Raw genomic sequence first — 13,157 nt, 5'->3', positions numbered from 1 at the left:
TCAGCCCTTGAGCGCGGCGAGTTCAGCGACGACATCAAGCAGGATGTTGGCACCGGCAACAAGCTCGGCATCCTCGGTGTATTCATGCGGGCTGTGGCTGATGCCTCCGGCGCTCGGCACGAAGATCATCGCCGCCGGCGCCATGCGCGCGATCATCTGCGCGTCATGGCCGGCACCCGAGGTCATTCGCCGCGAGGCAAGCCCGCGCTTCCTGGCGGCAGCCTCGATCAATTCGACGACCTGCCCGTCGAAGACAACCGGCTCGAAGCGGGCCAGCCGCTCGACCGACACGGTGATGCCCTCGGCGGCGAGCTGTTCGAGAAAGGCGGCCAGCGACGCCTCCTGTGCTTGCAGGCGCTGCTCGTCGGGATCGCGCAGGTCGACGGTGAAGACGGCGCGCGATGGGATGACGTTGATGGCATTCGGCTCGAATCGCATCGTGCCGACGGTGGCAACGGTCGGCGCGTTGGAGGCCGCTGCAAGGTCATGCAGGAAGGTGACCACGCGTGCCGCGGCATATCCGGCGTCGCAGCGCATCGACATCGGCGTGGTGCCGGCATGGTTGGCGACGCCATCGAGGGTGATGCGCTGCCAGGAGATGCCTTGCAGGGTCTCCACCGCGCCGATCGGAATGCCTTCGCGCTCCAGGAGCGGCCCCTGTTCAATGTGCAGTTCGACATAGAGGTGCGGCTTGAGAAAGCCGGGTTCGCGTTCCCCCGCATAGCCGATACGGGCGAGTTCCTGCCCGAGCGTGCTGCCGTCGGTGCCGACAGCGGCGAGCGCCGCCTCGACATCGACGCCGCCGGCATGGACCAGCGAGCCCATCATGTCGGGGGAGAAGCGCACGCCCTCCTCATTGGTGAAGGCCGCGACGGCGAGCGGGCGCGCCGGCGGGAAACCCGACGCCTTCAGCGTCTCGATCACCTCCAGCCCGGCAAGCACGCCGTAGCAGCCATCATAGATGCCGGCGTCGATGACTGTATCGATGTGCGAGCCGATGAGCAGCGGCGCTTCGCCCGCATTGCCGGCACTTTGCCAGATGCCGAAAATGTTGCCGATGCGGTCGATAGCGACATCGAGCCCGGCCTGCCGCAGCCAGCCGAGGAAGAGGTCGCGGCCCTGTCTGTCGGTGTCGGAGGCCGCGAGCCGGGTCAGCCTGCCCTCGCCGTCGCGGCCAACGGCGCCGAGTTCGCGGATACGGCCAACCAGGCGCTGAGCATCGACAGCAATCATGCTGTTGCCTCGGCAGCGAGCTTGCCGGCCAGCACCTCGGCCGGGCTCAAGCCGACCAGTTCGGCATAGCGATGCGGGTCGGTGGCGCCTTCGGTGTTGACCACCAGCACGCGGGATTTGCCGTCGAGGCCTAGATCGGCCCTGTTTTCGGCCATCGCCCGGACCAGTCCGGCAAGACCGACGCCGCCGCTCTCGCCGGCGACGATCACCGGATCGCTGCCGGCAGGCCGGGCCAGCCGCCGCATCACCGCGACGGCGTCGTCCTCGTCCACGGTCATGAAGGCATCGGCGACGCGCGCCAGCACGCGCCAGGCGACCTGAGAGGCCTCATAGCATTCAAGCATGGCCATGACCGTCGGCTGGTCGTGCGCCACCTTGACCACATGCCCTGCCCGGGCAGCCGCGACAACGCAGGCCGCGCGCGCCGGCTCGACGACGGTGAAGGTCGGCCTGGCGTCGCCGAGCACGATGGCGAGATGGCCGGCCACCGCCGCGGCAATGCCGCCAACGCCGGCCTGGACGAAGACATGGGTTGGCGGTTCGCCGAGTTGGCGCAGCGCTTCGCGCACGATCGCCGTATAGCCCTGCATGACCAGGCCGGGGATGCGCTCATAACCGGGCCACGACGTATCCGACACCACGCTCCAGCCCTTCTCGGCCGCGACCTGCGCCGCTTGCCTGACCGAATCGTCATAATTGCCATCGACGCGAACCATCTCGGCGCCGTAGCGGGCTATGGCAGCAATGCGCCCGTCGCTGACGCCGGCATGGACAAAGATCACGGCCCTAGCGCCAGCAAGCTCGGCGCCTTGCGCGACCGAGCGGCCGTGATTGCCGTCGGTGGCGCAGGCAAATGTCATCTTCGCGGCGACCGAGCGAACATCGGCACGATCGAGATCCTCGATATCGACGGGGCGGCCAAGGCGCTTGCCGGCCTCTTCCAGCACCAGGCGGAAAACAGCATAGGCGCCGCCCAGCGCCTTGAAGCTGCCCAGGCCGAGACGAAAGCCCTCATCTTTGACATGCAGCTCAGCGAGGCCAAGTTCGCCCGCCAGCGTCGGCAGCGCGTGCAGCGGCGTCATCGCGTGATTGTCACGATGGGCGAGAAAGCGCTCGACCGTGTCCGCGCCCGCGATCCCGAGGGTTTCGGCATCGGTCGCATCAAGCGGCTCACCGTGCAAGGCATTGCGATTGGGCAGGAACACTGGGCGCCTCCTTGGCAGTCAGCGACAACATATTGCAGGACAGGCGCAAAGAGCGCTGTAATTAGGCCTGCGAAATGCAAGTTTGTTTCACCGGGATGCCGCCCGTTGCCTCCATCATCGCCCTCACTCGACAGTTTCGATCTCGCCATCCTTGCCATCCTGCAGCGAGACAACACGACACCGCAGCGGCTGATCGGCGAAGCGGTGAACCTGTCGGCACCGGCGGTGCAGCGCCGCATCAAGCGCATGGAGCAGGCGGGCGTCATTGCAAGCAATGTCGCGATCATCGAACCCGCGGCGGTCGGCCAGCCCATCACCATCTTCGTCGAGGTGGAGCTGGAAAGCGAGCGCACCGAGCTTATCGACGGGGCCAAGCGGCAATTCTCGCAAACGCCCGAAGTGCAGCAATGCTATTACGTCACCGGCGAGGCCGACTTCATCCTCGTCATCACCGTAGCCGACATGGGCGCCTATGAGGCGCTGACGCGAAAGCTGTTCTTCGGCAGCAACAATGTCCGGAAATTTCGCACCTTCGTGGCCATGGACCGCGTCAAGGTCGGGCTAACCGTGCCGTTGCCGGGTTGAGCTTGCCGGCGGGCAGGGTCCAGTCCGTCCCGCCATGCTTTTGACATTCTCAGGACGCGAATTGAGCTGGGAGGCGCGCTTGGACGACACCACGACAGTAGCGATCATCGGTGCCGGGCCGGCGGGCCTGGCAGTCGCCGCATGCCTGCGGCAGGCGGGCGTCGACTTCATCATCATCGAAAAAGAGCAGCAGGCCGCGCCTGCCTGGCGGCGCCATTACGAGCGCGTCCACCTGCATACGACCAAGCGCTATTCGTCGCTGCCCTTCGTGCCCTTCCCCAAACACTATCCGCGTTATGTGCCGCGTGCGCTCTTCGTCGACTATCTCGATGCCTACGCGCAACGCTTCGACCTCAAGCCCCGCTTTGGAGAAACGGTGAAGGCGGTCACCCGGGACGGTCGCGGCTGGCGTGTGGACGCGCTATCCAGGCCGTTGCGCGCCAAACATGTGGTGATCGCGTCAGGTTACAATGCCGAGCCCTTGCGGCCCGGATTTGCCGGTATCGATACCTTCACGGGCAAGACATTGCACAGCGCGGACTATCGCAATGCCAGGCCTTTCGCCGGTCAGTCGGTGCTGGTCATCGGCATGGGCAACACCGGTGCGGAGATTGCGCTCGATCTGGCGGAAAACGGCGCACGGCCGACGATTTCCGTGCGCGGCGGCGTTCATATCGTGCCGCGCGAACTGTTCGGCGTGCCCATCCAGATGGTCGGCATGGCCGCGCGCCTGGGGCCGCAGCGCTTCAACGATGTTCTTTTCCCGGTCATTCTCGACCTGGTGCTGGGCAGGCTGGAAAAATACGGGCTCAAACGGCCGGGACAGGGACTGCTGGAGCAGATTGCGATTGCATCGCGCATTCCGGTGATCGATGTGGGCACCATCGGCAAGATCCGCGAAGGCGCGATCAAGGTCGCGCCCGATATCGCCGAGATTTCGGAACGCGGCGCCCGTTTCGCCGACGGCAAACACGGCGAATTCGACGCGATCATCTTCGCCACCGGTTACCGGCCGGGCTATGCCAGATTTCTCGAGCCCGGCATCCAGCCGGACCGCAGTGGAGTGACCCCCAAAGCTTCGGATCTCGGCCTCTACCTCATCGGTTTCCACAATGCAGTCACCGGATTGCTGCGCGAGATCGGGATCGAGGCCCAGGCGATCGCCGACGACATAAGGCACCGGCTGAACAGGACGAAGGCGGCCGAGATCTTGCCGGTGTGATGGGCTCGCGGACGACCTGGTTCCGCCCGGCTCAATCCACCTTGCGCAGCCAGACCTTGTTGTCGTGGAAGGCAGCACCGCCATAGGGCGCGGGTGCATCGGCGCCTGTCAGCACGTTGATGCCCTCGCCGCGCTCATGCGCGCTGTTCGGCCAGATGCCTTCGGCGATCACCACGCCGCGCTTGATGCCGTCGAAGAATTTGGCATGCAGCACCAGCTCGCCGCGCCGGTTGCCGACCTCGACACGGTCGCCGTCGGCAAGCCCAAGGTCCGCTGCGTCGTCGGGATGCAGGAGGAGTGCCGGCCTGCCTTCCTTCTCCTTCGACACCGGCGTTTCGGCAAAGGTCGAGTTGAGGAAGTTGCGCGCCGGCGAGGTCGTCAGCCGGAATGGATGCGCTTCGTCGGCCACTTCGATCAGGTCGACATGGTCGGGAAACTCGGGCAGCCGTTCCACCGGTCCGAACAGGCCCATGCTCTTCGGCGGCCGGTTGGGAGCCGCCTGGCCGGTCCAGTCGGCGCGGAAGCGGAATTTACCATCCGCATGGCCAAACCCGTTGATAAAATGCGCGGCCTCGAAATCCGGCTGCAGATCGACCCATTTCTGCTCTTTCAAGCTGTCGAAACTGCCCAGCCCACGCTTGCCGAGAATGATGTCGATATGCTGCTGTTCGGTCAGGCCGAAACCCGGGCGGTCCGCGACCCCCAGGCGCGCGGCCAGTTGCTCGATGACGAAATGGTTGGTGCGCGGCCCTTCCGGCGGCTCGATCAGCTTGGGCCCGAGCGTGATGTGCTGGTTGCCGCCGCCCTTGTAGACGTCGTCATGTTCGAGAAACATCGTCGCCGGCAGCACGACATCGGCCAGCCTGGCGGTGTCGGTCATGAACTGCTCGTGCACGCAAGTGAACAGGTCGTCGCGCAGAAAGCCCTGCCTCACCAGCCGCTGCTCCGGCGCGACATTCACCGGGTTGGTGTTCTGGATCAGCATTGCCGTCACCGGCGGCCCGCCGTAGAGCGCGTCGCCGGCGCCGGTCAGCACCGGGCCGATGCGCGAATGGTCGAGATGGCGGATCGAGGGATCGCGCATCCTGGTGCCTTCCAGCACCTCCTGGTTGAGCTTGAAGATGCCGGAATTCGAATGGAAGGCGCCGCCGCCCTCATACTGCCAGCTGCCCGTGACCGCGGCGATGCAGGAGGCGGCATGCATGTTGACGGCGCCGTTGCGCTGGCGGGCGAAGCCGTAGCCGAGACGGAAATAGGTTTTCTTGGTCGTGCCAACGAGGTGGGCAAAGGCCTCGATCTCGGTGACCGACAGGCCCGTGATCTCGGCCGCCCATTCAGGGGATCGTGTCCGAAGATGCGCCTCCAGCCCCTTCGGGTCGTCAGTGTATTTTTCGAGATAGGCGCGGTCGGCCAGGCCTTCCCTGAACAGCACATGCATGACCGCGCAGGCCAGCGCGCCGTCGGTACCGGGCTTCAGCACAAGGCCCATGTCGGCCTGCTTCATCGTCGCGTTTTCATAGACGTCGACGACGACGATCTTAGCGCCGCGTTCCTTGCGCGCCTTGATGGCATGGGTCATCACATTGACCTGCGTGACCACGGCATTGGTGCCCCAGATCACCACGCAGTCGGATTTCGCCATTTCGCGCGGGTCGGGCCCACGCAAGGCGCCCGCCCCCATCATCCAGCCGGTCCAGGCGAGATTGGTGCAGATCGACCCGAAGAAGCCCGAATATTTCTTGGCGTGACGCAGCCGGTCGATGCCGTCGCGCTGCACCAGCCCCATCGTGCCGGCATAGAAATAGGGCCAGACCGTCTCCGAGCCGTATTTGTCTTCGGCCGCGATGAACTTTTCGGCGACGAGGTCGAGCGCCGCCTCCCAGCTCGCTTCCTGCCAGACGCCGTCGCCTTTGGCGCCGGCGCGGATCAGCGGCTTCAGCAAGCGGTCGGGGTGGTGGACGCGGTCGGCATAGCGCGCGACCTTGGCGCAGACGACGCCGGATGTGTAGCTGTTGGCCTTGGCGCCATGGACACGGCCGATGCGGTTGCCGTCGAGCAACTCGACCTCGAGCGCGCAGGTGGACGGGCAATCATGCGGACAGGCCGAATGGCCGATGCGAAGCTTGGCGTGCTGGTTCATGAAGCATGTCTAGCGAGTTTCGCACGTGGCGTGTAGGGCCAGATAGCGCCCTTCCTTCTCTCCCAAACGAAAGAACGCTCCCCCTACTCCGCCGTGCCTTCCTCATACTCGGCCGACATGGTCAGCCATTTTTCCTCGTGGCCGGCCAGCGTCTGGGCGAGTTGCGAGCGCTCCTTGGCCAGGCGCGTCGCCGTCGAGGGATCCCTTTCATAGATCGCCGGATTGGCCAGTTCGTCCTCGATGCCGTCGATGCGTTTGCGGAGGCGGTCCATCAGCGCTTCTGTGGCGCGGATTTCCTTGGCCAGCGGTTCGAAGGCGGCACGGCGCGCGGCCGCATCGCGGCGGCGGTCGGCTTTTGACGCCTTGTCGGCCTCGCGCTTGCCGCGGCGGTCGCCGGACACGCCGGTGACCAGCGTCTTGTAGTCCTCCAGGTCGCCATCATACGGATTGACCGCGCCATCCTTGACCAGCCACAGCCGATCCGCGGTCGCCTCAAGCAAATGGCGGTCGTGCGAGATCAGGATGACGGCCCCGGGAAATTCGTTCAGCGCATGGATCAGCGATTCACGGCTGTCGATGTCGAGATGGTTGGTCGGTTCGTCGAGAATGAACAGGTTCGGCCCCTCGAAGGCCGACAGGCCCATCAAAAGACGCGCCTTCTCGCCACCGGACAGGTCCTTGGCGGGCGTATTCATCTTCTCGGTCGTCAGACCGAACTGGGCGACGCGGCCGCGCACCTTGGATTCCGGCGCCTCCGGCATCAGCCGGCGGACATGCTCATAGGCGTTTTCGTCCGGACGCAGATCGTCGAGCTGATGCTGGGCGAAGATCGCCACCTTCAGCCCGGGCGCCACCGTCATGGTCCCGCTCTCCTGCTTGAGGCGGCCCGACAGCAGCTTGGCGAAGGTCGACTTGCCGTTGCCGTTGGCGCCAAGCAGCGCGATGCGGTCGTCGGCGTCGATGCGCAACGTCATCTTCTTCAGGATCGGCTGGCCTTCGGTGTAGCCGACATTGACGTTGTTCAGCGCCACGATCGGCGATGCCACGGTCTTCACCGGTTCGGGAAAAGAGAACGGCCGCACCGAATCGTTCACGATCGCCGCGATCGGCTTCATCTTTTCCAGGGCCTTGATGCGTGACTGCGCCTGTCTGGCCTTGGACGCCTTGGCGCGGAACCGCTCGACGAAGGATTCCATGTGCTTGCGGGCGGCCTCCTGTTTGACGCGGCCCTTTTCCTGCAATTCCTTCTGCTCGGTGTATTGGCGCTCGAACTGATCGTAGCCGCCGCGCCAGAAGGTCAGCTTCTTCTGGTCGAGATGAACGATCGAGTTGACGGCACGGTTGAGCAGGTCGCGGTCGTGCGAAATCAGCAGAACCGTGTGCGGGTATTTCGACACGTAGTTTTCCAACCACAGCGTGCCTTCGAGGTCGAGATAGTTGGTCGGCTCGTCGAGCAGCAGCAGATCAGGCTCTGAAAACAGCACGGCGGCCAATGCCACGCGCATGCGCCAGCCGCCGGAGAAGGACGAGGCCGGCCGGCGCTGCGCTGCGTCATCGAAGCCGAGGCCGGCGAGGATGGTGGCCGCGCGGGACTCGGCCGAATGCGCGTCGATGTCGGCCAGCCGCATGTGAATATCGGCGATGCGGTGCGGATCGGTCGCGGTCTTTTCCTCTTCGAGCAGCGCCGTGCGTTCGAGGTCGGCCTTGAGCACGATCTCGATCAGCGGCTCCTCGGTTCCCGGCGCCTCCTGCGCCACCTGGCCGATGCGCGTGTTCTTCGGCAGGCTGATCGAACCGGTCTCGGAGGGAAAATCGCCGGTGATGGCCTTGAACAGCGTCGTCTTGCCGGTGCCGTTGCGGCCGACAAGGCCGGCCTTGGTGCCGGCCGGCAAGGTCAGCGAGGCATGGTCGAGAAGCAGGCGCCCTGCCATGCGGAGCGAAAGGTCGTTGATGATCAGCATGGCCGCGCTTTTGCACCGGACATCAACTCTTCGCAAGACCTTGCGGGCCAGTTGGCCGCACAAGGCCTGAAACACAGGCGGGAGCGCGAGGCGAATTGGTGGCCACCAGAAGATATTCTCGCAAGGCGATGTCGCGGCTTCAGCGAAAAGCGCCTGGCACGGCACTTCTGCTGCTGGCAAATTTCGGCAAGGAAGGAAAGCCCGAACCCATTCTCGGCAAGGTCAACCAGGAGACGCTTGCCGAAATGATCGGCACAACGCGACCGGGAGTCAGCACTTCATGAACAAGTTCCGCGATCTCGGATTCACCGAGTACAATGGGAAACTCGTGGTGCACAGTTCGTTGCTGAACGTGGTTCTGCGCGATCAACCGCAAATCAGACGGTGAACCCGGAAGGGCAAAGCCGCTTTCCGGGTTCCATTGGCTGTCGCGTCCAGGCCGGTTGGCAGGGACGCTTCGCGCTTAGCCAGCCGCCTTGCGCTTGGCACCCTTTGCCACGGCGGCCGGCGCCGCTGCCGGTTTGCGGCCAAGTCCCGTCGACTTTGCCAGCGCCGACCGGGTCGCCGAGTAATTCGGAGCGACCATCGGATAGTCCGGCGGCAGGCTCCATTTGGCCCGATAGTCGTCCGGGCTCAGACCATAGTCTGTCCTGAGGTGTCGCTTGAGCGACTTGAACTTCTTTCCGTCCTCCAGGCAGATGATGTAGTCGGGAAATACCGACTTTTTGGGGTTTACGGCCGGAACCAGGCTCGGGCTTTCCACGACGACCGCGCCAGCCAGTTTTCGAACCGAGGCGCTGACGCTGGCAATCAGGTCAGGCAGGCCGGAAGCTGGGAGTGGATTGTTGCCGACATAGGCCGAGACAATATCGGCCGTTAGCTCTATAACGGTCTTATCCTCGATATTTGACAATTCTTTCATCCTATTTGCGAGAAAGCCATCCACCCCAGCGAAGACTTTCGTCGATGTATCTCTTTAACCGCGTCCCCCAACGGGCGCCAAGTGCCAAAACGAATCAAGACTTGGCGTCAACTATTTTTATGGAAAATCGACGCTGCGCAAATTAGAAAATCTAATACTTGGAAGCAGCAGACTTGGTCGTCCGAGCGTCGGCCAATATCTCAAGAATACGCCGCCAACGGGCACAGCGCCCGAAATCCTTCTGCTCAATCGCCTTTTCGGCCTTCATCGCCGCGTAGAGCGGTGCTTCGGCGCCAAATTCCTTGATCAGCCAATGCGCTTCCTGCCTGGCGAGACGTTCATTGTCGTCAAACATAGTCTTGCACCTCCGAGCGCTCCAGGCCGACCGCGATACAACTGCCGATGACGAGGACGGCGCCGGCAATTGCGGTTGCCGTCAACCGCTCACCGGACAGGGTCAGCAGCAATGTCGAGCCAATCGGCGTGAGATAGGCGACGACCGCGACCTTGCCGCTGCCTTCGAGCTTCAAGGCGCGCGACCAGAAGTAATAACCCAGTCCCATTGGGCCGGCGCCGAGATAGAGCCCCAGGGCGAGATCGACGCCGGAGGGCCAGGCGACGCCGTCGCCAGCGGACCATAGAAGCGTCAACGCGACGCCGACCAGCGACGAAGGCAGCAGCACCCGATCGGGTGAAGTGGCGAGCCGTCCAACCATCACCGAATAGAAAGCCATGCACAGCGCGGACCCGAATGCGGCGAAATAGCCGAGGAGATTGCCCTGGAACCAGTTGCTCTCACGCCCTCCCGAAATCACCAGCGCAACGCCGGCGAAGCCAAGGGCCGCGGCAAGCCCCAGCATGACCGGACGCCGGGGATTGTCGAAGGCGATCACTGCCGCGGCGACCATCAAGGGCCAGGTATAGGCCACGAGATTGGCTTCGATTACCGGCATCGAGGCGAAGGCGACGTATTGCAGCACCATGGTGCCGACCAGACCGATGAATCCGACAGCGAGAGGAGCGAGTGTCGCCCTCGGCGCCATTGGCCGCGCTTCCTCACGGTTCATGAGCCGGATCAAGGCGAAGACCAGTGCAGCTCCCGCAAATTGCAGGAACTGCACTTGCGACACCGGATGTGTTGCCAGCAGGGTTCTGCCGACCAAAGCATTGGTCGACCACAAAGCCACCGCGCCGGCGGCAAAGACCAGCGCGGATATCGAACCTGATCCGTGCCGAAACAATCGGCCTGGGGCTCTATCCCTGTGTTGGACCATGATCTTGCCCGAAGACCGGCTCCCACTTTTCGGGATCATGGTTGACTACCATGATTCCCTGGCTCCGCCCGAAACCTGTGCTTCGGCGGACGGGGCGGGCGTCGGATGCTCCGCCTCGAACCGGCGATAGGCCGGCAGCTGGTTGGTCCAGACGTCTTCGGCCAATTCGTTGACCCAGTCGCGGTCGTGATCATTGTCGGCGGCAAGATAGAACATGCGGTTGTCGTCGACATAGGGCTTGGCCACCGAACGCTGGTTGAGCACCAGGGTGACGCGCTCGCCATACTGGATCGGCGCCGTGCGATGCAGGACGCCAAGGAATTGCCCGAGGGTCGCGTAATTCATCTTGTGATCGATGCGCATGATGCGGTTGCGCGGGATCTCGCGGCCGGATTCGAGGATGGCGCGGCCCGTCTCGGAATCGTCGCAATAGATTTCGAGATGGCCGCCGACCAGCGGGTTGCTGATCGACAAAGGAATGAGTTCGGTGACCGGGACGCCGTCGCAATGCCATTCGACGGCGCCGTCCCTGGGATTCATGAAGGTGACGGTCGAGCCGACGATCGACAGCGGATAGGGCTCCAGCTTCGTGCCCATCATGTCGGACAGCCGCTCCAGACGCCGCTTGTCGTGCAGCAATTCCTTGATTTCGGGGATGAAACGGTCGGCGCCGGTGATGAAGGTCAGGTCGAGGTGCTTGTGCACGGCATGACTGTCCTTGAGCTTCAAAGCGGCCTCCTCGATTGCGGCGAGCAGTGCCGGGTCATAGCCATGCAGATACTGTGCAACGCCGAAACTCGACACTTTCCAGGCGGTTTCGTGGCCGATAATGGCCTCACGGCTCATCGCATAGCGCAGTTCGGGTATGGTATGTGCGTTCATTGTACTTCTCCAAGTGGGGGGCAAACACTTGATTAACAGTCGATTAAATTAGCCCCCCCTGTAAAATTAGGAATGCTGGTGCTAGTGTAAGCCCAGCTTAAGGTCGAAGCCCGTGCGTTTGCTCAGTCAGGTCAACCTCAATTCGCTGAAAATCGTGGAGAGTGCTGCGCGCCACGGGAATTTCACGCGGGCCGGCGAGGAGCAGTTCATCACCGCCTCAGCGGTCAGCCAGCGCGTCAAGAGCCTGGAGGATCAGCTGCGTTTCAAGATTTTCCAGCGCGGTGGCAATGCGGTGTCGTTGACGCCGGAAGGCGAGACCTATGTCTCGCGTGTTCGCGAGGCGTTGGAGCGGATCGTCGCCGCCAGCATGGAAGCGACCGGACAATCGCAGGAACATGTGCTGAAAATATCCGTGCTGCCGACCTTCGCCGCGCGCTGGCTGTTTCCGCGCCTGCCGGAGTTCCAGCGGCGACATCCCGATATCGTGATGCGGGTGTCGACCTCCTACGCGACGCATGAGTTCACGGCCTCCGATTTCGATCTCGAAATCCGCTATGGAGACGGCCATTTCAACGGGCTGCCATCCGATCTGCTGTTTCGGGAAGACCTGACACCGGTGTGCAGCCGCAAACTGTTCCATGAGATTCTTGGCAACAAGCCGGTGTCAAAGGTGACGCCCGACGACCTCAGGCACTTCACGCTTCTGCATTCCGACACCTGCACCCAGAACTGGCAGTCCTGGCTTGGCTTTGCCGGCGCCAGTTTCGTGCTCAGCGAGACCAAAAGCATCTATTTCGACTCGTGCATGATGTCCTATGAGGCCGCCAATGCCGGAATGGGCTTTGCCGTGGCCAACCGTGCCTATATGGCCAGCGACATCCGCGCCGAAAGGCTGGTCGCTCCCTTTGCCGTCCACCATCCGAATACCGCCGGCTGGTATTTCGTCTCCCCCCACAAGTGCCTTGCCGCACGCAAGGTGCTGCTGTTCAAACAATGGGTCATGGCGGAAGCGGCTTTGACGCAACGCCAATTGGACAGTGAAATCCGCGATCTGGCTACCGAAGCTGTCTGAAATTCGTATCAGCGCCCAATTTTCCCCCGATGACCGCCGGTCAAAAAATTGAGGACCGTCGGCTAATGGACGTCCAATCCCTGCAACCCGCCCTGGCCGGCAAGATTGTTGAACTCAAGCCGCTTCAGCCGAGGCATTCGCAGGGCCTTCTGCGTGCCGCCGCAGACGGTGAGCTGTGGAACCTGACGGCGACCGTGGTTCCCGGGCCAGCGACGATCGATGACTATGTAGCCAGCGCCCTGGCTGGACGACGGGCCGGGACTGTCATGCCTTATACAATCGTCCTGCGCGGCACGGGAGCGGTCTGCGGGGGCACGCGGTTCTGGAAGATCGATCGCATGAACAGAAAATTGGAGATTGGGCACACGTGGCTCAGTGCCTCGGTTCAGCGCTCAGGGGTCAATACCGAGGCAAAGTACCTTCTCCTGGCGCATGCCTTCGAGGTCATGGCGTGTGTGCGGGTGCAGTTCACCACCGATGAGCTCAATGACGCATCGCGAGCGGCCATTCTGCGGATCGGGGCAAAGCAGGAAGGGATCGTTCGCAATGAGCGGATCATGCCGGACGGCAGGAAACGCAATTCCGTGCGGTTCAGCATCATCGATTCCGAATGGCCTGACGTGAAGGCCATGCTTCTGCAGAAGATGCGGCGGTAGTCGGC

At 63.2% G+C, this 13,157-nt stretch carries 12 protein-coding genes and 1 pseudogene; 5 read left to right on the top strand and 8 right to left on the bottom strand.

Annotation, left to right across the window (positions count from 1 at the left end):
• On the bottom strand, positions 1-1,233 hold the full coding sequence (locus CK227_RS19520; protein ID WP_095770638.1) for a Zn-dependent hydrolase: 1,233 nt from the start codon (positions 1,231-1,233) through the stop codon (positions 1-3).
• Complete coding sequence (locus tag CK227_RS19515) at positions 1,230-2,438, bottom strand: diaminopropionate ammonia-lyase (RefSeq protein ID WP_095770639.1); 1,209 nt, start codon at positions 2,436-2,438, stop codon at positions 1,230-1,232. Before CK227_RS19515 ends, CK227_RS19520 begins: the two co-directional genes overlap by 4 nt.
• A 105-nt stretch (positions 2,439-2,543) precedes the next feature.
• On the opposite strand from CK227_RS19515, the gene CK227_RS19510 reads away from it, so the two are divergent.
• Complete coding sequence (locus CK227_RS19510; protein WP_095770640.1) at positions 2,544-3,023, top strand: Lrp/AsnC family transcriptional regulator; 480 nt, start codon at positions 2,544-2,546, stop codon at positions 3,021-3,023.
• A gap of 34 nt (positions 3,024-3,057) precedes the next feature.
• Positions 3,058-4,245, top strand: coding sequence for an NAD(P)/FAD-dependent oxidoreductase (locus CK227_RS19505; RefSeq protein WP_179296322.1), 1,188 nt, complete (start codon positions 3,058-3,060; stop codon positions 4,243-4,245).
• 31 nt (positions 4,246-4,276) lie between these two features.
• On the opposite strand, the gene CK227_RS19500 is transcribed toward CK227_RS19505, so the two are convergent.
• Both CK227_RS19500 and CK227_RS19495 read right to left on the bottom strand, forming a co-directional pair.
• Positions 4,277-6,385 (bottom strand): molybdopterin oxidoreductase family protein, encoded by a 2,109-nt coding sequence (locus tag CK227_RS19500; RefSeq protein WP_095770641.1) that lies wholly within the window; start codon positions 6,383-6,385, stop codon positions 4,277-4,279.
• 83 nt (positions 6,386-6,468) lie between these two features.
• Positions 6,469-8,346 (bottom strand): ABC-F family ATP-binding cassette domain-containing protein, encoded by a 1,878-nt coding sequence (locus CK227_RS19495; RefSeq protein ID WP_095770642.1) that lies wholly within the window; start codon positions 8,344-8,346, stop codon positions 6,469-6,471.
• A gap of 141 nt (positions 8,347-8,487) precedes the next feature.
• On the opposite strand from CK227_RS19495, the pseudogene CK227_RS19490 reads away from it, so the two are divergent.
• Positions 8,488-8,734 (top strand): annotated as a pseudogene (locus CK227_RS19490) (helix-turn-helix domain-containing protein); the annotation flags it as partial.
• Between the two features lie 75 nt (positions 8,735-8,809).
• Here the strand turns inward: CK227_RS19490 and CK227_RS19485 are convergent.
• The 4 genes from CK227_RS19485 to CK227_RS36775 all read right to left on the bottom strand — a co-directional run bounded on the left by CK227_RS19485 (position 8,810) and on the right by CK227_RS36775 (position 11,424).
• The gene (locus CK227_RS19485; RefSeq protein WP_019857325.1) at positions 8,810-9,268 is read right to left on the bottom strand and encodes a MucR family transcriptional regulator; all 459 of its coding nucleotides are present in this window, start codon (positions 9,266-9,268) and stop codon (positions 8,810-8,812) included.
• 151 nt (positions 9,269-9,419) lie between these two features.
• Positions 9,420-9,623: a hypothetical protein gene (locus CK227_RS19480; protein WP_010915223.1), complete on the bottom strand. Its 204-nt coding sequence runs from the start codon at positions 9,621-9,623 to the stop codon at positions 9,420-9,422.
• Entirely contained in the window at positions 9,616-10,542 is a 927-nt protein-coding gene (locus CK227_RS19475) for a DMT family transporter (RefSeq protein WP_095770924.1), read from the bottom strand. Before CK227_RS19475 ends, CK227_RS19480 begins: the two co-directional genes overlap by 8 nt.
• A gap of 45 nt (positions 10,543-10,587) precedes the next feature.
• Positions 10,588-11,424, bottom strand: coding sequence for a hypothetical protein (locus CK227_RS36775; RefSeq protein WP_179295916.1), 837 nt, complete (start codon positions 11,422-11,424; stop codon positions 10,588-10,590).
• A 112-nt stretch (positions 11,425-11,536) separates the two neighbouring features.
• Here CK227_RS36775 and CK227_RS19460 point away from each other — a divergent pair, with 112 nt between their 5' ends.
• Positions 11,537-12,496 (top strand): LysR substrate-binding domain-containing protein, encoded by a 960-nt coding sequence (locus CK227_RS19460; protein WP_095770643.1) that lies wholly within the window; start codon positions 11,537-11,539, stop codon positions 12,494-12,496.
• 65 nt (positions 12,497-12,561) lie between these two features.
• Positions 12,562-13,152: a GNAT family protein gene (locus tag CK227_RS19455; RefSeq protein ID WP_245317991.1), complete on the top strand. Its 591-nt coding sequence runs from the start codon at positions 12,562-12,564 to the stop codon at positions 13,150-13,152.
• Positions 13,153-13,157: the final 5 nt, after the last annotated feature.

This window comes from Mesorhizobium sp. WSM4308, from assembly GCF_002294905.1.
Classification (GTDB): domain Bacteria; phylum Pseudomonadota; class Alphaproteobacteria; order Rhizobiales; family Rhizobiaceae; genus Mesorhizobium.
This window is presented reverse-complemented; position numbering and strand designations above follow the sequence as displayed.

Coding starts and splice junctions, on each gene's coding strand:
- CK227_RS19520 (WP_095770638.1), bottom strand. CDS start 1,233: ATGATTGCTGTCGATGCTCAGCGCCTGGTTGGCCGTATCCGCGAACTC.
- CK227_RS19505 (WP_179296322.1), top strand. CDS start 3,058: ATGCTTTTGACATTCTCAGGACGCGAATTGAGCTGGGAGGCGCGCTTG.
- CK227_RS19500 (WP_095770641.1), bottom strand. CDS start 6,385: ATGAACCAGCACGCCAAGCTTCGCATCGGCCATTCGGCCTGTCCGCAT.
- CK227_RS19495 (WP_095770642.1), bottom strand. CDS start 8,346: ATGCTGATCATCAACGACCTTTCGCTCCGCATGGCAGGGCGCCTGCTT.
- CK227_RS19485 (WP_019857325.1), bottom strand. CDS start 9,268: ATGAAAGAATTGTCAAATATCGAGGATAAGACCGTTATAGAGCTAACG.
- CK227_RS19480 (WP_010915223.1), bottom strand. CDS start 9,623: ATGTTTGACGACAATGAACGTCTCGCCAGGCAGGAAGCGCATTGGCTG.
- CK227_RS19475 (WP_095770924.1), bottom strand. CDS start 10,542: ATGGTCCAACACAGGGATAGAGCCCCAGGCCGATTGTTTCGGCACGGA.
- CK227_RS36775 (WP_179295916.1), bottom strand. CDS start 11,424: ATGAACGCACATACCATACCCGAACTGCGCTATGCGATGAGCCGTGAG.
- CK227_RS19455 (WP_245317991.1), top strand. CDS start 12,562: ATGGACGTCCAATCCCTGCAACCCGCCCTGGCCGGCAAGATTGTTGAA.